Consider the following 21,941-nt stretch of genomic DNA (forward strand, 5'->3'; position numbering starts at 1 on the left):
TCCGGCCGGGTGGTTACCATATGAAAACTGCTACTGACCTCCATTCGACCCTCTGTTTTCCTTCACCGGCTCACAGCGCGAGACACTGTCGTGAGAAGCCGGGCTGCTGCATATTGCGGGCAGCAATCAATCAAGGAAAATTCACATGGCCAACGGCACAGTGAAGTGGTTCAACACCAACAAGGGTTTCGGATTTATTGCTCCTGAAACAGGAGGCAAGGATGTATTTCTGCACATTTCCGCACTCGAGAAGTCTGGCATGACCACCGTGAGCGACGATCAGAAGGTAACATTCGATGTCGAGACCGGCCGCGATGGTCGCGAAAGCGCAACCAACATCGCGCTTGCCTGATCTTTGAAAGTGGGCGCTCCTGTGGGGCGCCCCATCGCCGGACGGCCATTTGTTTCATTAATCGTCTTTTGCTGCCTGACGCAGCAGTTTCGTTGCCCGGATTGGTCTCCGCCGAACCAGTACTACGACTTGTTCATCTCAGGAGACCAGCCAATGTCAGAATACACAGCGCCAAACAGATCAGACGCGGGACGTGACGTGTTCAAGGGTATGTCGAAAAAATCGAAGACCAAGGACACCGAAAAAAAAGCCCCTATGTCGATCCGTGTCGGCGCCTATGGCAGATATCAGATCAAATCTGGTTATGTCGCAGGCGTATACACGGCCCGGGCATTCCCGAAGCCACCCACAAAGGCGCGTGGTCTGATTGCCGAGGCAACCGGTAAGACCGAAGAAGCTGCGATCGCCGCTTTGCATTCCGCCATCGATGAACGTGAAGTCCGCAGGAGCGAGAGCCGCAGGGCAGATCCTCGCACGGGGACGCTGATACCAACATCCGAAGAATACGTTGAAGCGCTCAACACTGTAAATCTGACGCGCCCGCAGCGCACCATGGTGATGGCGTTGGCGCAGGCGGAAGCAGACGGGTTGGCAAAGGTGAAGGTTGCGGCAGCTGGCAGCTACAAATCCACGACCTCGGCAAAAAAAGCCCTAGCCAGCGCGGGTCGAATGATTGTTGAATATCTGTCGTCAGAAACAGGATCCAAGGTGCCTGCGACGAGTTTGGATGGGTTCGCGTCAATTGGTTTTTGCGGTGATGCCGAACACCAAGAGAATCCCGCGAACTGGATTTTGCACCCCGAACTTTGCGCCGCCATCCGTATCGCGACATGAGCCAAAAGAGTTATCCGTCCGCGTGATTGCCCTCTGGGGGATGGCAGCCAATTTGCTCCAACTTGATCTGGTTCAGGATGGCTGAGGCGATCGGCAGGTGACCGAACGCACCGCATTTGCGGAACGTGGCAGTTATCGGGTCGTTGGGCAGTGCCAACTTGCGTCCGTGGCGAACTTTGTTCAGAAAACCGGATCCTTAATAGATAGCATCGGCTGATCACTGGCCAACAATCGTCGACACGCCGACCAAAACCAATCCAGCGCCCAGCAGTTGAAGCGGCTTTAGGCGCTCGTTCAAAAGCATCCATGCCAGACCCATGGTGACGACCGGAAAGGCAGATGCCACGACAGCAGTCAGGGTGTCATTTGGACTGCCGTTAGTGCCCAAAAGCAGAAACAAAAGCCCGCCCGAATCCAGTGCCCCATGAACCGCGAACAGTAGCCACCATTGCGCTGAAGGGGGGAATGGAGTTTGCCGCTTGGCGAGGACAAAGATCAAGACAGTAAAAAACCCGACAACACGTCCGAACCAAAGCACTTGCGAGTCTGTGATTCCGTCGGCCGCTGACTGTAGGAACAGGATTGCTGTTCCGTATAGAATGCTTGATGCTAGGGATATGAGCACCACGATTTGCCATTTGGCGTAGCGCTTGGCCAGGCCATCGTCAGAGGCGTGATCTCTGCTGCTCCCCCCTATCAGTGCGACACCTACCAATACGCCGATAACGGAAATCCATTGCGCGGTCGTCAGGTGCTCGCCTTGGGCGACGCGAAAGATGACAATCACCAAAGGGTGTGAAGCAACGATTGGGGCGACTATGCTTATTTTGCCGACAGACATCGCATGAAAGAACAAAAGCAACGCGAATGCCATCGTGAAACCGTGCAAGCTTGCCAGCAGAATCGACCACAGTTTTGTGGGAACAAACAGCTCTGCAAATCCACCCTGAAACAGCAGGAAAACGCTCAGAACGACAGAGCTGACCAGCAACATCCCAAGAAGGGAGCGCGCTGCGCCGATGCGCGACGAGGTCTGGCTGGCTATGAAGTCGGCGACACCAAGAGACACCGCGCTAAGGCCACCCATTGCAACTGATATCATTTGTTTTCAACTCACTATGGGATTTGTGGGGGCGTTTGACCAACACGTTGTGGTCGGCTGAGTTTCGATCATGCAATCGAGCATCCATCAAAATACATTGATAAATGTCAATGTAGCCATTTTGGATGTCCGCATTTAACGATGTTAGCGCTCTGTTACCTTGGCTGGAAATGGAACCAGCTAACACATGAAAGATCCCCTGATGAGCAGCCATGGATATGAAGGTGGGCGGTTGAATTTGCCCTTTGTCGGCATCTGTACTTTTGCCAAGGGTGAATACGTGGCCGATTGGAACGCAATCGACGCAGATGTTGCGGTATTGGGCGCGCCGTACGATTTTGGATGTCAGTGGCGATCAGGGGCCCGCTTTGGTCCACGTGCGATCCGTGAAGCGTCCACACTATTCTCGTTCGGGCACGGTGGGGCTTATGATTTCGAGGACGATATCACCTATCTCCCTGCTGAGACGACCAAGATTGTCGATATCGGTGATGCCGACATAATCCATACGGATACAATAAACAGCCACGCCAATATCGAAGCCGGAGTGCGGGCAATTCTGAAGTCCGGCGCCCTGCCAGTTGTGCTTGGCGGCGACCATTCCATCAACATTCCATGCATCAATGCATTTGATGATCAGGACCCCATTCACCTTGTCCAGATCGACGCTCATTTGGATTTCGTTGATGAGCGCCACGGCGTGCGGTATGGCCACGGCAATCCGATGCGACGCGCAGCCGAGAAAGAGTATGTCACCGGCTTGACCCAGCTGGGCATACGCAATGTGTCTTCGACCGCAAAAGAAGGCTACGAACAGGCCCGCGAAATGGGCTCGGATATTCTGTCCGTTCGGCATTTGCGTAAACTGGGAGTCCAAGGTGTGCTGGATCGGGTACCCGAGGGCAAACGATACTATGTCTCCATCGACATTGACGCATTTGACCCTTCGATTGCGCCCGGGACGGGCACTCCCAGCCACGGCGGGTTTCAATACTACGAGGTTCTGGAATTTCTGGATGGCCTGTCAAAACGCGGCACCATCGTGGGGATCGATTTGGTCGAAGTGGCCCCAGATTATGACCACTCGGGGTCGACATCCACTCTGGCGGCGCAGGTCCTGATGAACTTGATCGGTCGCATCTTGCACAACCGGGCAGCATAGCGTCATGGGGTCGGTCAACTACGGATCAGAATTGATTGGCCGCCGGGCCGTGGTCACCGGTGCTGCCAGCGGAATTGGCGCTGCATGCGCCAAGGCGCTGGCCTCTCATGGGGTGTGGACGGCATGTGTTGATATTGTTCCGCCCGATGAAACCGTAGCCGAAATCAAGGCAGCCTCTGGTCGCTCGGTTTCGATCACCTGTGATGTGGCACGGGAAGAGGATGTATTGGCACTGTTTGCTCAGGTGCGCCAATACATCGGACGCTTGGATTTTCTGGTTCATTGTGCGGGGGTTATACATGAAAAGCCTCTGCTCGACACACGCACGGAAGAGTTTGATCGCGTGATCGATGTCAATTTGCGCGGCACCTTTCTGGTTGGCCGCGAAGGCATTCGTGCGATGCAACCCCAAGGCGGACGGGTGATCCTGATTGCCTCGGATCTGGGGTATCTCGGCCGCGAGACGTTTTCGCCCTATGTCGCCTCTAAACATGGTGTCATCGGCTTGATGCGCTCTTGGGCCAAGGAATTCGCGCCAAAGATCTTGGTCAATGCGATCTGCCCCGGCCCAATCGACACCGCGATGTTGTCGGTAGACCAGATGACCGAAGAATGGCGCCAGAAAGAACGGGACATTCCCTTGTCCCGGTTCGGCGCAGCCGAGGAAATCGCTGATATGGCGGTCTTCCTGTCCTCGAATTCCTCGCAATTCATTACGGGGCAGGGGATGCACGTCAATGGTGGGAGTGTAATGCCATGATCAAGAACCCTGTTCCCTGGCCCAATGGTGCCAAATGCGCGGCCTGCGTCACCTTTGATATGGATGCAGACAGCCTGATCCATGTCGCGCACAAGAATGACGGCCATTCGCGTGTCTCGGCCCTGTCAATGCTGCGCTATGGGCCCGAAATCGGCGTGCCACGCATCGTCGAAACCTATAAACAACTTGGGTTGCGCCAAACCTTCTTTGTCCCGGCCTGGTGCATTGAACGTTACCCTGCCGCCATAGACGCAATGCTCAAAGGCGGAAATGAGGTTGCGCACCACAGCTACATCCACGAACACCCCAGCCAACTGCCCCCCTCAGAGGAGGAATACTGGCTGGACCGGGCGCTGGATGTCATCAAATCAGCAACCGGGCAGGCCCCGCGTGGTTTTCGCGCCCCCCTCTATAATTTTTCCGATAGCACAGCGGACCTGCTGGCCGAGCGTGGCTTTGTCTATGACGCCTCGCTGATGGGGGACGACGTCCCTTACTATTTGGATTGCAGCAAGGGGTCCCTGATCGAATTGCCCACCCATTGGGGGCTGGATGACTGGCCGCAATATGTCCAATCAAATGACCTGGACTACATGATGCCCATCCGCGCCCCACGGGAAGGGTTCGAAACTTTCCGGCAGGAATTCGAAGCCGCCTACCGCCACGGTGGCCTGTGGATTCCGGTTGTGCATCCCTTTGCGACAGGCCGTTTGGCCCGCTGGGAGGTGATGAGCGCCTTTCTCGAAGACGTTTTGAACAGAGGTGATGTCTGGTTCGCGCCCATGGAAGAAATCGCGGCGCATGTGGAAAAGGTCACGGCTGACGGGACCTTTTCACCGCGACGGGATCAACTGCCCTATTATGATGCACCCGTCAGCCCGATCCCCTCTAAAACCAATTGAAATCCTGACCCTAGAGGCCCTGGTTCGCCTCGTCGTTCGCTTTGATTTCTGCGATGGCAATGTCCAGATCCTCCAAGAAGGTTTCGACAATGACTGAGCCGCGCAGGTTCTTGCGGGTCACGATAAAGAATTCCGACGTATAGGTGTATTCATCGCGCAGAATGGGGAAAAGCTTACCTCGCTCTTCCCACATCTTGGCATAATGGTTCGGCAGAAAGCCGATATGCCCACCAGCCAGTAACATGATGGCTGCCGCTTCCAGAAACTCGACCGAGGCGTGATTGACGCTGTGATCACTGCCCAGTGGAAACAGATCCTCACCTTCAAGATACGACCGGGTGACCTTGCGACTATCGGCAATAGCCTGGCGGATTTCGGACTCTTTTGTGAGCCTCGCGATCGGATGGTTGTATGAACAATACAGCGTGTTGTGTTCAGTATAGACAGGTTTGTATCTCAGGTTCGGCAGCTGTTGGTCAAAGGTTCCAAAGGCGATGTCGACATCCCCATCTAAAACGGCCTTTTCCAGGTGATTGGGTGTCAGAATCGACAATCGAATCGCGATTTCATTGGCTTTGTTGTTGAGCATCTCAAGGCTGCGGATGATCGGGCTGTTGGAATCCGTAACCGTACTGTCGATCAGGCCAAGCTTTAAAAACCCGCTAAGCTTGCCCTTGAGTTCCAGTGTTATGTTCTGAAAATTCTCATGTGCCTTGAACAGCAACAGGGTCTGCTCATAGACACTCTCGCCCTTGCGGGTAAGGCGAAATCCAGTGCGCCCACGGTCACACAACCGAAACCCAAGCCTTTGCTCTAATTGGCTAATATGGCTGCTGATTGTTGGTTGCCCCACGTTAAGAACAGCCTGCGCATTCGAAAAACCGCGGCATTCAACAACGGCACGAAAGACATGCAACAGACGGATATCAGTATCGCTGAGCCGGTACACCATGAGCCCTTTCATTACATCGATGGATCTCAATGTATCTGTGAATAGCTTGCAATCCTATCACTAATTAAATGCGGCCATGTTGGGAGCGAGAGTTAGGCATGGAGGCCATCCATGGGCTCGATACAGGGAAAAGAGATGTCAGACACAAGTATAAAAGCTGGAAACCCAGAGCTGACCAAAACACGCGACAAGCCAAAGAAGTTACAGCTTCTTGTCACACTTAGCGGCAAGCAAACGATGACCTACGGCCTGATTGGCGCGCTTGTGTTTTTTGGTCTGTGGGAGGTCGCTCACCTACTGACTGCCGAAGAAGCAAAGCGGTTTTTACCGTCTCCACTTTCTGTCGTTCAGGCCCTTATCACGTTGATCCAGGAAAAAGATTATATGGCGGATGTTGGCATCTCTGCCTACCGGATCTTTGGCAGTTTCTTCATTGCATGCGTCATTGCGGTTCCTCTTGGTATACTTATGGGATGCTTTGCGCCGATCCGCGCCCTGATCAATCCTGTGATCTCTGGCGCGCGCTACTTGCCTGCCGCGTCTTTCATTCCGCTTTTGCTGGTCTGGTTCGGGCCTACGGACAGCCAGAAAATGGCCTTGTTGGTTTTGGGTGTGGTCTTCTTTCTGATCGCCCTGATTTTGGACAACACCGAAGCGGTCGCCAAAGAGCTGATCGAGGCGGCCCAAACCATGGGCGCGTCCCGGCGGGAAATCGTGATCAATGTTGTTGGCCGGGCGGCCTCGCCGGCGATCATGGACTCGATGCGCAACATGATCGCTGTTGCCTACACTTACCTCGTCATCGCTGAAATCGTGGCGGCTCAGGACGGCATCGGTGCTGTGATGATGCGAGCCGGGCGGTTCCTGAAGGTTGACGTCATCATGGCGGGCATCCTGACCATCGGGATCATGGGGGTTCTCACTGACATCGTGTTCCGGGTGGTGGCTCATTACGCCTTTCCTTGGAACCGGAAACGCAAGGGTTGAGGGGGATAAATCATGAAACTGAAACGTGACATCAGCGAACACAATATCATCAGCGTCAATGACGTGACCAAGACTTACCTTGGTGGGACATTCACTGCCGTGGACAACGTGTCCCTCAATATCAAAGAAGGTGAAATCGTTGCTTTCGTCGGCCCCTCAGGTTGCGGCAAGACGACTGTGATGCGGATGGTTGCCGGGCTGGAAACGCCAACCACGGGGGGCATTCAGGTCAGTGGACATGATGTGCAGGGCCCAGGTCCTGATCGCGGTATGATCTTTCAGGCCTATACATCCTTTCCCTGGCTGACCGCCCGCCAGAACGTCGAATACGGCATAAAAATTCTGGGGGTTCCGGCTGCTGAGCGTCGTGAACGCGCGCAGAAACTCCTTGAAGAAGTACATCTGATCGCGGCCGCCGATAAGTACCCCGCAGAGCTTTCGGGCGGCATGAAACAGCGTGTCGCCATTGCCCGCACGCTCGCCCAAAAGCCCGAAGTGCTTTTGATGGATGAACCGTTTGGTGCGCTGGATGCCCAGGTCCGCTGGGAAATGCAGGAAATGATGGTCGAGATCATGGACGTCGAAAAGAAGACCGTGATCATGGTGACCCACGACATTCAGGAAGCCATCTATATGGCGGATCGCATCGTGTTCTACACCCGCACACCGGGGCGGATCAAAGAAGACGTCTACATGGATTTCAAGCAGGGCCATCGCTTTACCAGCAAGGAAGATCTGCTGAGTCAGCCCGGATATCTGGAAATCGAAAAACAAATGTTTGCCTGGATGCGCGAAGAAATTCAGCTGCAGGCCGCCTGAAATCCATCACGGGAGAAGACAAATGAAAATCATATCCATCCTCAAGACCGCAGCCAGCTCCTTGGCTTTGAGTGCGACGGTGATGGCTGGAACAGCCACCGCCGAAGAAGAATTCACTGTCACCATGCTGTCTGTGTCAGTCTACGGCCCTTGGTTCATTGCCAAAGAAAAAGGCATGGCCGATGGCGTCGACATCAACGTCAAGATCATCGAAGATATCACAGCCCGCAACGCTGGCCTGATCAGCGGGTCCATCCAATGCATGATGACCACGATGGATTCGACCGTGGTGACCGCAGCCGCTGACGTGCCGGTCAAGCATGTCGCCGTACCCCTGATGTCCTATGGTCTTGACGAGATGGTTGTCGATGGCGCGATCCAATCCGAGGCAGATCTTGCGGGCAAGACCTATGCCGCCGACTATGGTTTCCTCAATCACATGTGGATGCTGCTGACCCTGAAAAAGAACGGCATCCCGTTTGACGGCGCGACCCACAGCATCATGCTGCCCCAAGATGCAACAGCAGCCTTTTCCAGCGGCGCGTTGGATGTGGACGTCAACTTCATCCCATTCTCGACCCAATCCGCCGAACGCAAGGGCGCACACGTCCTGAAAAGCACGTTCACCGACAAGACGTATGAACGCGGGTTGGTGTCTGATTCAATTGCATGCTCGACCAGCTGGCTCGAAGAAAAGCCCGAAGTCGCGCGCGAGGTTATTCGCGCCTGGTTCGAGGCCGTGGATTGGTGGAAACAAAATCCGGCTGAGGGCAACGCGATCATCGCCAAAGGGCTGGATTGGCCAGAAGAGGACGTGCGCCTGACACAGGCCGGTGCCGTCATGCTGACCATTGATCAGAACAAGGGTGCTCTTGGCCTGGGCGACGGCAAACCGCTGTGCGAAAGCATTCCCGCCGAGGCACCACAACCAGATGGCAAGCCAAGTGGTTGGGGCGCATTGGTCGGCAAAGACGTTGACTGCGAGGCCGGCTATCTTGCGGACACCTGGGACCTATTTAGCAACGTTTATCACGAAGCCGGCGTTGCTGATGCCACGATCTCTGCTGATGACGGAATAGATTCTTCGATCATCGAATGGCTCGATGCCGAAGGCTACGACGAAACGTACAGCAACAACAATTGGGTTGGCCGCCTGCCAATCTGATCCCTTTCAGTACCCAAATCCGCCCATCTATCGGGCTGGACCTCAACAGTCGGGGGCGGTGTCGCCCCCGCATTGGACAAGTGTGGAATACGCCATGAAATCTTCATTCACTTACCAACGTGCGACAACCCCCGCCGAAGCAGTCGCTCTGCTCGCGGAAAAGGGTGCTGGAGCAAAGATCTGGGCCGGCGGGACCGACATGACGCTGCATTGGCAGCAGGAAAAAACCAAGCCGACAGCCTGCATCGACATTCGCGATCTGAAAGAACTTGATTACATCAGGATCGAAGGCGATGCGATCCGTATCGGGGCGCTGACGTCGCTTGCCACATTGGAACGTTCAGCAGATCAGCACCACGTGCTGGCGTCGCTGAGCGAAATCACCAAATTGATGGCGACCCCGCAGACCAGAACACTCGCAACGGTTGGTGGGAACCTGTGCAACGCATCACCTGCTGCGGACCTAAGCCCGGCCTTTGTCGCCCTTGGGGCGCGCGCAAAGATCTTTGGCAAAGACGGTTCGCGCGACGTGGCGATGTTCGACTTTTTTCAAGGTGTGAACAAAACCGCATTGAACGGTGCCGAGATCCTCGAAGAGGTGACCATCCCGCTGCCCTCGGACGGCGAGATCCACGTCTCGTATCGCCGGATTGACCGGACTGTCGTCGACATCGCACTGGTCAACGGCTCTGCTGCGGTGAGCGTTGGCTCAGACGGTGTGATCAGCAAGGTCGGCTTTGGCCTTGGCGCTGTGGCACCGATCATACTTGATGCGTCTGATGCCAGTGCCGAGCTGGAAGGAACGGCTCTGGCGGACGTGTCCATCGACAAACTGGCCGCTGTCGCCGCAACTGCCGCGAAACACGCAAAACCCATTTCGGACATTCGCGCCTCGGCCGGTTACCGGCAGGACATGGTCGAGATCATGCTGCGCCGCGCACTCGAAGATACCATCAAAAATCACGGAGGTACGATCTGATGACTGTACTCAAAGTCAACGGCCGTAATGTCGAAATCTCTGATCGTGGGGATCGGACCCTGGCTGATGCACTGCGCACCGATCTGGGGCTGATTGGCGCCCGCGTGTCCTGTTCCGAAGGCGAATGCGGGTCCTGCACCATTTTGGTTGACGGGCTGCCACAGACATCCTGCCTGATGCTGGCGCAACAGGCCGAAGGCAAGAACATCATGACCATCGAAGGGTTGGCAGACGGTGAAAACCTGCACCCGATCCAACAAGCCTTTATCGAAGAGCAAGGGTTCCAATGTGGGTTCTGCACACCCGGCTTCATCCTCAGCGCCAAAGCGTTTCTTGAGGAAAACCCGAACCCTACAGCAGACGAGGTATCCATCGGCATGAGTGGCAACATCTGCCGGTGCGGGGCCTATCCCTACATCGTCAAGGCCGTATTGCGCGCCGCCGAGCTGATGAACGCGTCGGCGCAAGCCGCCGAATAAGCCTGCGATTTTAATTTTACGCCCCAAAACAGGGCGGGAGGAAAACATGGTAAAACACGACAAAGCCCTCAAGGTTGTTGGCCACGGATTGCATGTGAAAGATGCGGTTGAGAAGGTGACGGGAACAATCCGCTACGGTGTCGACTACGAAGTGCAGAACATGGTGCACGGTAAGATCGTCCGCTGTCCGCATGCACACGCCAAAATCGTCAAGATCGACGCCAGCAAAGCCGAAGAAGTGCCGGGCTATATCGGCATTCTGACCCACCACGACGTTCCACAGAACGACTGGGAAGCCGCTTGGTTCAACTATCGCGGCAAAGTGCTTGACGGGATTGGGCGGTTTGTTGGCGACGACATGGCGGCCGTTGCAGCCACCACGCCCGAGGCCGCTGCCAAAGCCGCGGAATTGGTCGAAATCGAATACGAATTGCTGCCTGCTGTGTTTGACATGGAAGAAGCCCGAAAAGCGAACGCCCCTCAGATCCGGTATGAGGGCAACGAACGCGACCCCTACGGCGTGGCCTGGGGGGACGTCGATGCTGGAAAAGCGGCCGCCGATGTCACCGTTGAGTGCGACATCTTCTATGAAAGCCAGCAATATGCCCCCCTTGGCCGGAATGCCTGTATCGCAGAATGGATGGGGGATCGGGTGAATGTCATCACCTCGTCGCAAACCCCAAGCGAATTGCGCGATGGCATACACGAAGCCCTTGGAATTCCACTTTCGAAAATTCGTGTTCAGGCATTGCCAAGCGGCAGCTCGTTTGGTCAGTGGTGGTCGAACAACTTTATGCTGATCACTGTGTTGCTGGCGAAAAAGGTCGGCAAAGCCGCCAAGATCGAGTTGGACAACGAAGAATGTATGTCCACCGTCAAGCGCCGCCATCAGGAACGCACGCGCGGCTCGATGGGGTGCACCAAAGACGGTGAACTGACCTTTTTCGACTTTGATCACCTGATCGACAATGGGGGCTATGGCTTCAAAGACGACGTAGGTTTCTTCTGCGTCGACATGTGGGGAAAGAACGGCCACGGCGATTACAGCATCCACGGCATCAACACCAACATGGTGACCGCAGGGTGTATGCGCGGGGTCGGTGACTGCACGCTTGGTGCCTCGGTCGAACGCTGCGCGGATCAGTTGGCCGAAAAGGTTGGCATCGACCCGGTCGATTTCCGCATCAAGAACCAGATCGTGTCCGGCGATGAGCTGCGGATGCAGCACAGCCGTCATAACCTTAAAGGACAAGTTGACGACTACATCAAAAACGTGCCCGAACACCTGCGCAAGGATTGGCCAGAGCTGTTCAAACTGTCGGCCGGGGGCACAAGGGCGCTGCTTGAGAAGGGTTCGGAAAAATTCAACTGGAAGGACCGTTGGAAAGGTTGGGCGGTGCCCACGAAAACCGATGGCGCGCTGCGTCGTGGGATTGGGGTCGGCACCGGTGCACATGTGTGCGGTGTTGAATTTGAAGGCGCGTCCAATTCGATGGTTCGGATGAACCCCGATGGGTCGGCCAAGGTGCATTGCGCCGTGGGGCGGCAGGGCGCAGGGGCCGAAACCACCCAAGCCATGGTCGTGGCCGAGGAACTGGGCCTGACCCTTGATCAGGTTGCTATTGAAACCGGCGACACCGACAGCTGCCCTTGGAACCACGGCTCGCTGGCGTCCTCGACCATGTACCGTACCGGATGGGCCAGCCGCGAAGCCGCGCGCGATGTGAAGAACCAGCTGCTGACCATCGCCGCGCGCGAGTTCTTTGACGGTATCGATCCGTCCGAACTGGACGTGGACAACGGCGAGGTCGTTCACAGCGATCCCGGCAAGCACAACCAGAGGATTCCCTTTTCTGATGTGCTGAACGAGTTGCGCTCGGATACGTTGGGCCAGACGTCGTCGATCACCGGCAGCCCTCGGGTGCCGATGCCGCCTTCGACCACCTTTGCCCGTCAATTCGGCGCGCAATTCTGCGAGGTCGAAGTGGACGTCGAAACGGGTCAGATCAAGTTGATCGATTTCCTGTGCGTTCAGGACAGCGGGACAGTGGTGAACCCCCAGGTTCTCAAGAACCAGATCATCGGTGCCGCGATCTGCGGGTCCGGCTTTGCGATCTACGAGCATATGATCTTTGACGAGGACACCGGTGCGCTGAAAAACGGCAATTTGCTGGACTACAAGCTTTTGCGCTGTGCCGACTTCCCACATGACGCCGAAGTTCTGTTTGTCGAAGATCCCGATCCCGTTGGTCCGTTTGGGGCACGCGGCGCAGGGGAATCTCCGATCGCTGCAGGGATCGCAGCCGTCGCACAGGCTGTCTACAATGCAACCGGGGTCTGGGTGGATATGCCAATGACGCCCGAGCGTGTTGTATCGGCCCTAAAGGCCGCATCTGCAAACTAAGACACCAAATACAAAGCGGGCTCCTCTCTCTCCCCGAATTCGCTTTGTAAGCGTCTGCCCTGAGTAGGGCAGACGCATCAATCTCTGGTTTCAAGTCGCTTGAAAAGGGAGAGAGCCAACCCAAGGACTTTTGCAGGGTCAACGACGACAAGAGGCGTTTGGGGGCAATCTCGTGATAGGATGATTGCGTTACGAGTGCCCTTTTCGTTGGAACCCGCAGTCTTTCATGTGGTCCAATTGGGGCCATTGGGGGATGTCAGGTCAACTTGGAGCGCGCCAGCATGAAATGCGACCATTCAGGAGGAACGCATGACCCAAAGTTCAAATCGGTATCCGACAAAAGGGAGAGGCACGGAACACTCTTCCATTTCAGTTGGCCTCTTCCTCAAGTGTGTTGTGCCGTCGCTGATCGGCCTGATCCTGTTCTTGGTCCCGCTCAACATTGGTGGGGAATACACCATCCCGCTCGTCTATTTGGCAAACTTCATCGTCGCCGTGCTTGGCAAGGCGATGCACTGGATTCTGCTGCTGGTTCTGACGATCTCATTTGTGTTACCTCTGGTGATGCGGTCAAAACGCGCATCGGATGATGTTCCACTCTGGTTAGAGCCGCTGGTCTGCGTCACTTGGTTCACAATCCTGGTCCGCGCAGTCGGAACCCTTTTCCTGATTTCGGTGATGCTCAAAACCGGACCCCAAGCGATCTGGAGCGAATTCACCGGAGAGATCATCGTCGATGTGGTGATCATCAAACTTATGGCGATCCTGTTTCTAGCGGCGCTTTTGCTGCCAATGCTGACCGAATATGGGTTGATGGATTTCGCCGGTGCGCTGTTGGTAACGCCCTTCCGTATCCTGTTCCGGCTTCCGGGGCGCGCTGCGGTTGACAGCATGTCCTCGATCCTGGGGTCGGCTTCTGTGGGTATCATCCTCTCCAGCCGTCAATACGAGATGGGGCTGTATTCCCGCCGCGAGGCCGCCATCATCGCCAGCTGCTTTTCCATGCTGGCCATTCCTTTTTCCGTCGTTCTGGCGGATATCGCAGGCATCATGGATTACTACATCCAGTACTATTTGGCCTCGATTGGAATTTTGCTGGTCCTGGCGATGATCTTGGCCCGCATTCCACCGCTAAGCCTGATCGAGGACAGTTTCTACAATGGTATCGATAACCGCCCAGAAGAGGTGTCCGAGGATGGCCACATTTTCGCTCGCGCCAGCGAGGCAGCATTGCAGCGCGGCAAGTCCGGGCCGGACTTAGGAACATATCTGACCAACAGCATTCGGGACTTGGTCGGCATGTGGTGCAACATCCTGCCACCTGTGTTGACCTTTGCCACCATTGCCATGGTTGTGGTGGAATACTCGTCTTTCTTTCAGTGGGTTGCGGTGCCGTTTGTGCCGCTGGTTCAGTTGTTGGGTTTAGAATTTGCATCCGATACAGCGACTGCGGTCATTACCGGCGTGGCCGACCCGCTGTTCCCGGTCTTGATCGGCGCTGACATTCCGTCAGAAGTCAACCGAGTTGCAATTGCAATCATGGGCTTGGTCCAACTGATCTTTATGACGGAAACTGGCGTCGTTCTGATGAAAAGCAAGATAGACTTCAAGCTCTGGCGATTGGTCACGCTGTTCATGCTCAGACTGATTATCGGCTTCCCGTTGGCCGTCGCTGCTGCATATCTCATCGTTTAGATCCCAAGCAAAAGACACAACAGACCCAAAGGTTGTGTCGCAAGCTTTGGAGCAGGCAAAAGGCAGGTTGGCACCGCCTTTTGTCTATCACAACCTTCTCTGGTTCGCCGTTGGTCGTGGCGGTCTGACGGAAGACCCCGGACGGCTTCACTACTAGTTCGGGCTGGGTTTTCTTTGTGACCGGTCCGACCGACACCTGTGTCACCCAAGGGATCCTACAGCCTTTGAGATGCGGGCCAGAGCCGTTTCCAATTCCTGCTTCGATGTCGCGTACGAGATGCGAAAGAATGGCGACAGGCCGAAAGCCGCGCCGGGGACAACGGCCACGTCATGCTCTTCGAGCAGGAAGTCGCAGAAGTCCGTATCAGTTTCCAACCGTCGGCCTGATGGAGTGACCTTGTTCAGAACGCCTGCGCAATTGGCGAAGGTGTAGAACGCCCCTTCAGGTGTTGGGCAGGTGATCCCGTTGATGGCGTTGAGCGCGTCAACGACCAGATCCCGGCGGTCTTGAAAGTTGCACGCGCGATCTTGCAGAACCTCTTGTGGACCGGTCAAGGCTTCGATCGCGGCGGCCTGCGACACGGATGAGGGACAGGAGGTCGATTGGCTTTGGATTACGGCCATCGCCTTGATCAGGTCGGTCGGCCCACCCGCGTACCCGATGCGCCACCCGGTCATGGCATAGGCCTTGGAGACGCCGTTGATGGTCAGGGTCCGGTCCTTTAGCCGCGGTTCAACCTGCGCCGGGGTGACGAAGTCAAAGCTGTCATAGACGATGTGTTCGTACATATCGTCGGCCATGATCCAGACGTTCGGGTGATCAAGTAGCACGTCGCACAGAGGCTGATAATCTTCGCGCCGGTATGCCGCCCCCGAAGGGTTCGAGGGCGAGTTGAACAACACCCAACGGGTCTTGTCGGTGATCGCTGCGCGCAGTGCATCAGCGGTCAGGCGGAACCCGTTCTTGTCACTGCAGGGCAACAGGACAGGCACACCGCCTGCGATGGCGACGATGTCGGAATAGGACGTCCAATAGGGTGTCGGAATGATCACCTCATCGTCCGCCTCCAGGCTGGCCATGAAGGCGTTGAACAGGATCTGTTTGGCGCCACAGGCCACCGTGATCTCGTTCAATTCGAAGTGCAGGTCGTTGTCGCGGCTGAATTTGGCCTGGATGGCCTGTGTCAGCACGGGTGTCCCATCGAGGGCGGTGTATTTGGTGTCGCCCGCGCGCATGGCAGTAATGGCGGCGTCCTTGATGTTATCGGGCGTGTCGAAGTCGGGCTCGCCCGCGCCCAGGATGATCACTGGCCGTCCTTGTTGTTTCAGCCGCGCGGCCTTGGCCCCGATCTGCAGGATTTGCGACACCCCGATGGCGTCGATGCGGCTGGCTTTGTGAAACTCGGTCATATTGGTCTTTTCATCCTAGGGATCAGTGGAACCGTGCAGCCCCCAGCGGGGCGGGCGAGGTCGCGGTTTTGAGCACCTTGTTCAGGCGTTTGATCGGGGCGGGGGTGTAGGCGTCGAAATAGGCCTGGTTCTTGCGGCCAACCCCGTGTTCGGCGCTGAAACTGCCGCCGAACTGGCGCACGGTGATGTCGATCACCCAATCGCGGAGACGGGTTTCATAGGCGGCCAGATCCGACGGGGGGCCACCCGGACGGGACAGGTTGAAATGCACACCTCCGTCGCCGTAGTGGCCGAAATCGCAAATCTGCAACTCGGGGAATTTGACGGGCAGGGCGCTGCGCATGTGGTCCAGGAAGTCCGTCAGGGTGCCACGTTCAAAGGCCAGGTCAAAGGCAAAGAGGTGGCCTGCGTGTTTGACACCTTCGGACAGAGCGTGCCTGAGTGCCCAGGTCTGTTCGGGGCGCCCGATCAGCGCGTCGGCCAAGGGTTCAGTCGGTAGTTCCCAAGCCTCGGCCAGGCAGGTCTCCAGCAACGTGTCGATGTCCTGTTCCTCCGCCCTGGGGGCCCAGGTGCGGGTGACCTCGACCAGAATGGCAAGATCGGGGATGTCCCCCCGCGCAAAGGGGTTGCGCAGGCCAGGCGCATGTTTCAACGCGTGGCACATGGCGTTGCCGGACATGCCCTCGAATGCCGACAACTGACTGCCAAGCGCTGTTTCAAGGGCATTCAGGATGTCAAAGACGGCCGTGCCAGAAGATGGCACGACCAGGGCCGTCGCGCTTTGCTGGGGAAGGCGTTCCAGATTCAGAACAGCTTCGGTCACGACGCCAAAGCTGCCGACCGTACCGATGAACAGATGTTTCCAGTCAACGCAAACAGAACCTGGCCAAACTGCGCAGTGATGGCGATTTCGACGTGGTCGTCATTGGCGGCGGTATCAATGGGATTGGCGCCTACCGCGAGCTGGCGCTTCAGGGGTTGCGGGTTCTACTGGTCGAGCGGAATGATTTTTGCTCTGGGTGCAGTTCTGCGCCATCGCGGATGATCCACGGCGGGTTACGTTATCTGGAAAACGGCGAGTTCGATCTGGTGCGCGAGTCCCTGCAGGAACGCGATGCTTTGCTGCGCAATGCTCCGCATCTGGTGCGGCCATTGCCAACGGTCATCCCGATCACCTCGGTTTTTTCGGGTCTGTTCAATGCTGCGGCCAGTTTTGTTGGATGGCAGGGCAAACCGTCAAGCCGGGGGGCTTTGCCGATCAAGTTGGGGCTGTCGCTTTATGACTGGGTGACGCGCAATCGCCGAGTACTGCCGCGCCACAACTTCAACTTGCAAAGCACGACGCGCAAGCTCTGGCCGGGGCTTACACCGGCGGCGCGGCGCTCGGCGGTTTACTATGACGCCTGGATCAGCCACCCGGAACGTCTGTGCATCGAGCTTTTGCGCGACGTGGTCCAAGCGTCGGCGCAATCGGTTGCGCTGAACTATTGCGAGATCACGCAGAAAGAGGGCGTGGTCACGATGTTTGATCAACGCGGGGATGAGCTGTTCGAACTGCGCCCCAAGGTAATCGTCAACGCCACCGGAGCCTGGCTGGATGACACGGTCCAGGCCCTGTCGGGCAATGCGGCGGGCCGGTTGGTTTCGGGCACAAAGGGCTCGCATCTGATCATCGACAACCCCGACCTGATGCAGGCGCTTGGCGGTCACATGGCCTATTTCGAAAACACGGATGGGCGGGTCTGTATCGTGTTTCCCTATCTGGGCAAGGTGCTGGCCGGGGCTACGGACATTCGCGTTGATCGGGCCACCCGGGTGCGCTGCGAAACGGATGAACTTGAATACATCCTGGGCTCGTTGCGGTTGGTGTTCCCAGAAATTGCAGTCACGCCGGATCAGGTCGTATTCAGCTATAGCGGCATTCGCCCGCTGCCCCATAGCGATCAATATTTCACGGGCCGCATTTCGCGGGGTCACCATACCAAGCGGTTGGACGGTCCGGTGCCACAGTTCTGCATGATCGGCGGCAAATGGACCACTTTCCGCGCTTTTGCCGAACAGACCGCTGATCAGGTCATGGGTGCGTTGAACCATACGCGCAGGTTGTCGACGCTGGAGTTGCCCATCGGCGGAGGGCATGGGTTTCCGACCGATCGCCGTGCCCTGGAACAGCAGTTACAAGCGGACTTTGGCATTCCGACCGAGCGGGCCGCGCATCTGGTCGATCATTATGGAACGCAGGCCGCAGATGTGGCCCGCCATTGTCAGGCTACCGCGCAGGACGCACCCCTTGTCCCCGACTGCGCCTACACCCAGGCCGAGGTTGACTGGTTGCTCAGATCCGAATTCGTCGAAACGCTGTCCGACGTCATCCTGCGCCGCACCGGGCTGGCCATCACTGGCGCCATTTCGATGGAGGTGATCGAGGCTGTCTCGGACATCATGCTGCAGGCCCGCAGTCTTGGCCCGGCGGATATGGCGCGGCAGCAAACCACCCTGATTGAAGAATTGGCAGAGTATCACGGCGTGACGTCTGATGCCTTGACCGCACGAAACAAGGAACGGAGTAGAGAATGCGTATTAGCAGCAAAGCCCGCATGAACCGGATGTTCACCAATGGTGGATGTCTGGATGTCGCCATTGACCATGGTGTGTGCAACGAACCCAGCTTCATGGTGGGGCTGGAAGATATGCCAGCCGTTATGAACACGCTGATTGATGCCAAGCCGGACGCGATCCAATGCGCCTATGGTCAGGCGGATCTGTTGCAGAGCCGACCGGAAAAGGACAAGCCCGCGCTGGTGATGCGGATCGACATGGGCAACCCCTATAACGATCAGCGTCACCGGGTCATGTGGTCAATGCTGCAAAACGCTGACGATCCGATCATCGGCGCGCTTGAAATGGACGCTGCCGCCGTGGTGGTGAACCTGTTCATGCTGCCCGATGAGCCCGAGCTGTTCCGCCAATGCGTGGAAAACATCAGCCGGGTGCGCGCGGCCTGCAGCACATATGGCATGCCTCTGATGATCGAGCCGCTGGTGATGCTGCCCAATGATGTGCGCGGCGGATATCAGGTGGATGGCAATGCGGAAAAAATTGTCACATTGGTACGGTTGGCCTCGGAAATGGGGGCGGATATCGTCAAGGCGGACCCAACCGAAGACCCAGAGGACTTTCATCGCGTGATTGAGGCCGCCCGCGTGCCGGTTCTGGTGCGAGGTGGCGGCAAGGAAGACCTGAAAACCGTGCTGATGAAATCGGCGGCTCTGATAGCGCAGGGTGCGCAGGGGATGGTTTATGGCCGCAATATCTATCAGCATGACAATCCAAAGGCCGTTGTGGCGGCTTTGATGGCGATGATTCACAATGGCGCTGATGGCGAAGAGGCCTGGGATATCTACAACCGTGGCTGAGATCCGCACATACGTTTTGGGGCTGGATGCCGGCAACACCGTGATCAAGGCGGTTCTGTTCGATCAGAACGGCCAGCAGATCGCGGTGCATGCCTTGGATGGGCAATCCTCAACGCCAGAACCGGGGCATGTGGAACGCGACCTGAACGAGCTATGGTCCAACGCGCGCGAAGCCATTAGCGGTTGCATGGCGAAGGCTCGGGTGCAGGCCGATCAGATCGCCGCCGTGGGCTGTGCGGGTCATGGCAATGGGCTTTACCTGCTGGATCGGGATGGGGCGCCACTGGTCGGCATTCAATCGCTGGATACGCGCGCTTCGGATCTGGCAGCTGAACTGGGTGCGGCCCATGGGGATCGCCTGCACGAAATCTGCCTGCAAAAACCATGGCCCTCGCAGACACCCACGTTGCTGGCATGGATCAAGCGATACCGGCCCGAGGTCTTTGAGCGCGCGCAGACGGTTCTGCTGTGCAAGGATTTCATCACCTACAAGCTGACCGGCGAACGCGTCAGCGATCTGTCCGACATGTCCGGTTGTGGCCTGACCCGTATGCCCGAATGCCGCTATGACGACACGCTGCTAAATCTATATGGTCTGAGCGATGCGCGCGAAATGCTGCCGCGACTGATCGACCCGGCCGAGGTTGCCGGCGTGATCACACCTGCTGCCGCGGCTGCAACCGGACTTGCCCCCGGCACCCCGGTGATCGGCGGTTATTTCGACGTCGTCTCCAGCGCATTGGGGTCAGGTGTCGTGGGCGCGGGCGAGGCGTCGATCATTGTCGGCACCTGGAGCATCAATCAGGTGTTTTCGTCCCTGCCGGTGGTCGATCCATCGGTGTTCATGGCGTCCGGGTTCGGACAGGGGCGCTTTGTCAATATCGAGGCCAGCGCCACATCAGCCGCCAACCTGGAATGGTACGTGCGGGAATTGGTCGAGCGGGGCGGGCATCCCGACGATCCGTTCGGCTATTGCAATGCACGCGTGGGCGAAGTTCGCCCGGCCATGGACGACCCGTTCTCTCACCCCTTCCTCTATGGCTCGGGGCAAGGGGCGCAGTTTCGCGCGGGGTTTTATGGCCTGGCCGGCTGGCATGGCGAGGGGCACTTGCTGCGCGCGCTGTTTGAGGGCGTGATGTTCGAGCACCGCCGCCACATCGGCGTGTTGCAAGACGCGGGCGTGTCGTTCGACCGGGCCGTTTTGTCAGGCGGCGGGGCGCGCAGCCCGCATTGGCCGCAGATGTTTTCCGATTGCCTGGGCGTGCCCATCACTGTGGCCGAGGCGCAAGAAACTGGTGCGCTTGGGGCGGCCATCGGGGCGGCCTGCGCCATCGGTCAGGTAGCGTCCTACGAAGAGGGGATCGCGCGGATGACCCGCGTGCGGCAAACATTTGAACCCGATTCCGAAAAGTTCACCCATTATGCAAACCGTTATGAGACGTATCTCGATCTGATCGATACGATGCAAAGTTTCTGGTCGCGCCGAGTCGTCGGAAAGGACGTTCCATGAAAGCCGTCGGGTTCCTGAACTCTCTGCCAATCGAGGCCGATGACAGCCTGTTGGATGTCGATCTGTCAACGCCCGAGCTGCGCCCCAAAGATCTGTTGGTCGCGGTCGAGGCGGTATCTATCAACCCGGCGGACGCCAAGCGGCGCATCCGCACGGCAGTGGATCAACCCCACCCCGAGCCTTTTGTTCTGGGCTATGACGCGGTTGGTCTGGTCGAGGCTGTTGGCCCAGACGTGACCGGATTCAAGCAAGGTGACCGGGTTTGGTATGCTGGCGACGTGAACCGGCCCGGATCTTACGCCGAGCTTCAGGCGGTGGATCACCGGCTAGTCTCGCACGCGCCGCAAAGCGTGGATGCCGCGGCGGCGGCCTCGATGCCGCTGGTGTCGCTGACCGCATGGGAGATGCTGTTTGATCGCCTGCAAGTCCGGTCCGAGGCCTCTGGTGAAACCCTGTTGATCATCGGCGGTGCCGGTGGCGTTGGCTCGGTCACCGCGCAATTGGCCCGCAAGCTGACCGGGCTTGAGGTGATCGCAACCGCCTCGCGCTCGGAAACCGAGGCCTGGTGTCGGGACATGGGTGCGCATCACGTGGTCAATCACCGCGATCTGATTGCGCAGACCCGCGCAACCGGGACAGAGTTTGTCGACTACATCGTGCAATATGCCGACACTGCACAGCACTGGGACGCAATGTGCGAGCTGATTGCGCCGCAGGGGCGGATCGGCACCATCGTTGAAACGGATCAAAAGCTGGACATCTCGGCGCTGCAGGGTAAGTCGGCCGCGCTGATGTGGGAGCTGATGTTCACCCGCTCGCTGTTTTCGACCGCTGACATGGCGTGTCAGGGCCAGATCCTAGCGCGAATGGCGCGCTTGATCGATGATGGGGTGATCCGGACAACGCAAACTCGGGTTCTTGGCGGCCTAAGCGCGCAGACCCTGAAAACTGCACATGAAATCATAGAAACCGGGGCTATGGTGGGTAAACTTGTGGTGGACTACCGCGGTTGA

At 57.3% G+C, this 21,941-nt stretch carries 21 protein-coding genes; 16 read left to right on the forward strand and 5 right to left on the reverse strand.

Annotated features, from left to right (window positions below):
- Positions 1-145 precede the first annotated feature (145 nt).
- Complete coding sequence (locus TRL7639_RS21185; protein WP_085797899.1) at positions 146-352, forward strand: cold-shock protein; 207 nt, start codon at positions 146-148, stop codon at positions 350-352.
- Positions 353-373: 21 nt separating this feature from the next.
- Positions 374-1,186 carry a hypothetical protein gene (locus tag TRL7639_RS21190; RefSeq protein ID WP_133057688.1) on the forward strand — a complete coding sequence of 271 codons (813 nt, stop codon included), beginning with the start codon at positions 374-376 and terminating at the stop codon, positions 1,184-1,186.
- A 10-nt stretch (positions 1,187-1,196) separates the two neighbouring features.
- Here the strand turns inward: TRL7639_RS21190 and TRL7639_RS23165 are convergent, their stop codons facing one another.
- Together TRL7639_RS23165 and TRL7639_RS21195 are read right to left on the reverse strand one after the other, a co-directional pair.
- Positions 1,197-1,343: a hypothetical protein gene (locus TRL7639_RS23165; protein WP_165759870.1), complete on the reverse strand. Its 147-nt coding sequence runs from the start codon at positions 1,341-1,343 to the stop codon at positions 1,197-1,199.
- Positions 1,344-1,403: 60 nt separating this feature from the next.
- Positions 1,404-2,273 carry a DMT family transporter gene (locus TRL7639_RS21195; protein ID WP_165759871.1) on the reverse strand — a complete coding sequence of 290 codons (870 nt, stop codon included), beginning with the start codon at positions 2,271-2,273 and terminating at the stop codon, positions 1,404-1,406.
- Positions 2,274-2,490: 217 nt separating this feature from the next.
- On the opposite strand from TRL7639_RS21195, the gene speB reads away from it, so the two are divergent.
- Genes speB through TRL7639_RS21210 form a run of 3 tightly spaced genes read left to right on the forward strand, consistent with a single transcriptional unit; the run spans position 2,491 to position 5,112 of the window.
- A complete protein-coding gene (gene speB / locus TRL7639_RS21200) occupies positions 2,491-3,450 on the forward strand; it encodes an agmatinase (RefSeq protein WP_085797929.1) in 960 nt (319 codons plus the stop codon).
- A 4-nt stretch (positions 3,451-3,454) separates the two neighbouring features.
- Positions 3,455-4,210, forward strand: coding sequence for an SDR family NAD(P)-dependent oxidoreductase (locus TRL7639_RS21205; RefSeq protein ID WP_085797902.1), 756 nt, complete (start codon positions 3,455-3,457; stop codon positions 4,208-4,210).
- On the forward strand, positions 4,207-5,112 hold the full coding sequence (locus TRL7639_RS21210) for a polysaccharide deacetylase family protein (RefSeq protein ID WP_085797903.1): 906 nt from the start codon (positions 4,207-4,209) through the stop codon (positions 5,110-5,112). Before TRL7639_RS21205 ends, TRL7639_RS21210 begins: the two co-directional genes overlap by 4 nt.
- A gap of 10 nt (positions 5,113-5,122) precedes the next feature.
- Here TRL7639_RS21210 and TRL7639_RS21215 read toward each other — a convergent pair whose 3' ends face one another.
- Entirely contained in the window at positions 5,123-6,076 is a 954-nt protein-coding gene (locus TRL7639_RS21215; RefSeq protein ID WP_085797904.1) for a LysR family transcriptional regulator, read from the reverse strand.
- A 123-nt stretch (positions 6,077-6,199) separates the two neighbouring features.
- On the opposite strand from TRL7639_RS21215, the gene TRL7639_RS21220 reads away from it, so the two are divergent.
- The 7 genes from TRL7639_RS21220 to TRL7639_RS21250 all read left to right on the forward strand — a co-directional run bounded on the left by TRL7639_RS21220 (position 6,200) and on the right by TRL7639_RS21250 (position 14,592).
- Positions 6,200-7,051: an ABC transporter permease gene (locus tag TRL7639_RS21220; protein ID WP_207559706.1), complete on the forward strand. Its 852-nt coding sequence runs from the start codon at positions 6,200-6,202 to the stop codon at positions 7,049-7,051.
- A gap of 12 nt (positions 7,052-7,063) precedes the next feature.
- Positions 7,064-7,870 (forward strand): ABC transporter ATP-binding protein, encoded by an 807-nt coding sequence (locus tag TRL7639_RS21225; RefSeq protein ID WP_235820482.1) that lies wholly within the window; start codon positions 7,064-7,066, stop codon positions 7,868-7,870.
- A 22-nt stretch (positions 7,871-7,892) separates the two neighbouring features.
- The gene (locus tag TRL7639_RS21230) at positions 7,893-9,035 is read left to right on the forward strand and encodes an ABC transporter substrate-binding protein (RefSeq protein WP_085797905.1); all 1,143 of its coding nucleotides are present in this window, start codon (positions 7,893-7,895) and stop codon (positions 9,033-9,035) included.
- A 94-nt stretch (positions 9,036-9,129) separates the two neighbouring features.
- Positions 9,130-10,014: an FAD binding domain-containing protein gene (locus TRL7639_RS21235; RefSeq protein ID WP_165759872.1), complete on the forward strand. Its 885-nt coding sequence runs from the start codon at positions 9,130-9,132 to the stop codon at positions 10,012-10,014.
- Positions 10,014-10,493 (forward strand): (2Fe-2S)-binding protein, encoded by a 480-nt coding sequence (locus TRL7639_RS21240; RefSeq protein ID WP_085797907.1) that lies wholly within the window; start codon positions 10,014-10,016, stop codon positions 10,491-10,493. The genes TRL7639_RS21235 and TRL7639_RS21240 overlap by 1 nt, the downstream gene beginning before the upstream one ends.
- A 46-nt stretch (positions 10,494-10,539) precedes the next feature.
- On the forward strand, positions 10,540-12,897 hold the full coding sequence (locus tag TRL7639_RS21245) for a xanthine dehydrogenase family protein molybdopterin-binding subunit (RefSeq protein WP_085797908.1): 2,358 nt from the start codon (positions 10,540-10,542) through the stop codon (positions 12,895-12,897).
- Positions 12,898-13,206: 309 nt separating this feature from the next.
- Positions 13,207-14,592 (forward strand): YjiH family protein, encoded by a 1,386-nt coding sequence (locus TRL7639_RS21250; protein WP_110647195.1) that lies wholly within the window; start codon positions 13,207-13,209, stop codon positions 14,590-14,592.
- Positions 14,593-14,793: 201 nt separating this feature from the next.
- Here TRL7639_RS21250 and TRL7639_RS21255 read toward each other — a convergent pair whose 3' ends face one another.
- Together TRL7639_RS21255 and TRL7639_RS21260 are read right to left on the reverse strand one after the other, a co-directional pair.
- Positions 14,794-16,002: a pyridoxal phosphate-dependent aminotransferase gene (locus tag TRL7639_RS21255; RefSeq protein WP_085797910.1), complete on the reverse strand. Its 1,209-nt coding sequence runs from the start codon at positions 16,000-16,002 to the stop codon at positions 14,794-14,796.
- 22 nt (positions 16,003-16,024) lie between these two features.
- Positions 16,025-16,825: an FAD-binding oxidoreductase gene (locus tag TRL7639_RS21260; protein WP_207559707.1), complete on the reverse strand. Its 801-nt coding sequence runs from the start codon at positions 16,823-16,825 to the stop codon at positions 16,025-16,027.
- Between the two features lie 92 nt (positions 16,826-16,917).
- Here TRL7639_RS21260 and TRL7639_RS21265 point away from each other — a divergent pair, with 92 nt between their 5' ends.
- Genes TRL7639_RS21265 through TRL7639_RS21280 form a run of 4 tightly spaced genes read left to right on the forward strand, consistent with a single transcriptional unit; the run spans position 16,918 to position 21,941 of the window.
- Complete coding sequence (locus TRL7639_RS21265; RefSeq protein WP_235820483.1) at positions 16,918-18,603, forward strand: glycerol-3-phosphate dehydrogenase/oxidase; 1,686 nt, start codon at positions 16,918-16,920, stop codon at positions 18,601-18,603.
- Positions 18,576-19,418 (forward strand): class I fructose-bisphosphate aldolase, encoded by an 843-nt coding sequence (locus TRL7639_RS21270; RefSeq protein ID WP_085797913.1) that lies wholly within the window; start codon positions 18,576-18,578, stop codon positions 19,416-19,418. The genes TRL7639_RS21265 and TRL7639_RS21270 overlap by 28 nt, the downstream gene beginning before the upstream one ends.
- Positions 19,411-20,928, forward strand: coding sequence for an FGGY-family carbohydrate kinase (locus tag TRL7639_RS21275; RefSeq protein ID WP_085797914.1), 1,518 nt, complete (start codon positions 19,411-19,413; stop codon positions 20,926-20,928). The genes TRL7639_RS21270 and TRL7639_RS21275 overlap by 8 nt, the downstream gene beginning before the upstream one ends.
- Positions 20,925-21,941, forward strand: a complete 1,017-nt coding sequence (locus TRL7639_RS21280; RefSeq protein ID WP_085797915.1) for a zinc-binding alcohol dehydrogenase family protein — start codon at positions 20,925-20,927, stop codon at positions 21,939-21,941. Before TRL7639_RS21275 ends, TRL7639_RS21280 begins: the two co-directional genes overlap by 4 nt.

This window comes from Falsiruegeria litorea R37, from assembly GCF_900172225.1.
Classification (GTDB): Bacteria; Pseudomonadota; Alphaproteobacteria; order Rhodobacterales; family Rhodobacteraceae; genus Falsiruegeria; species Falsiruegeria litorea.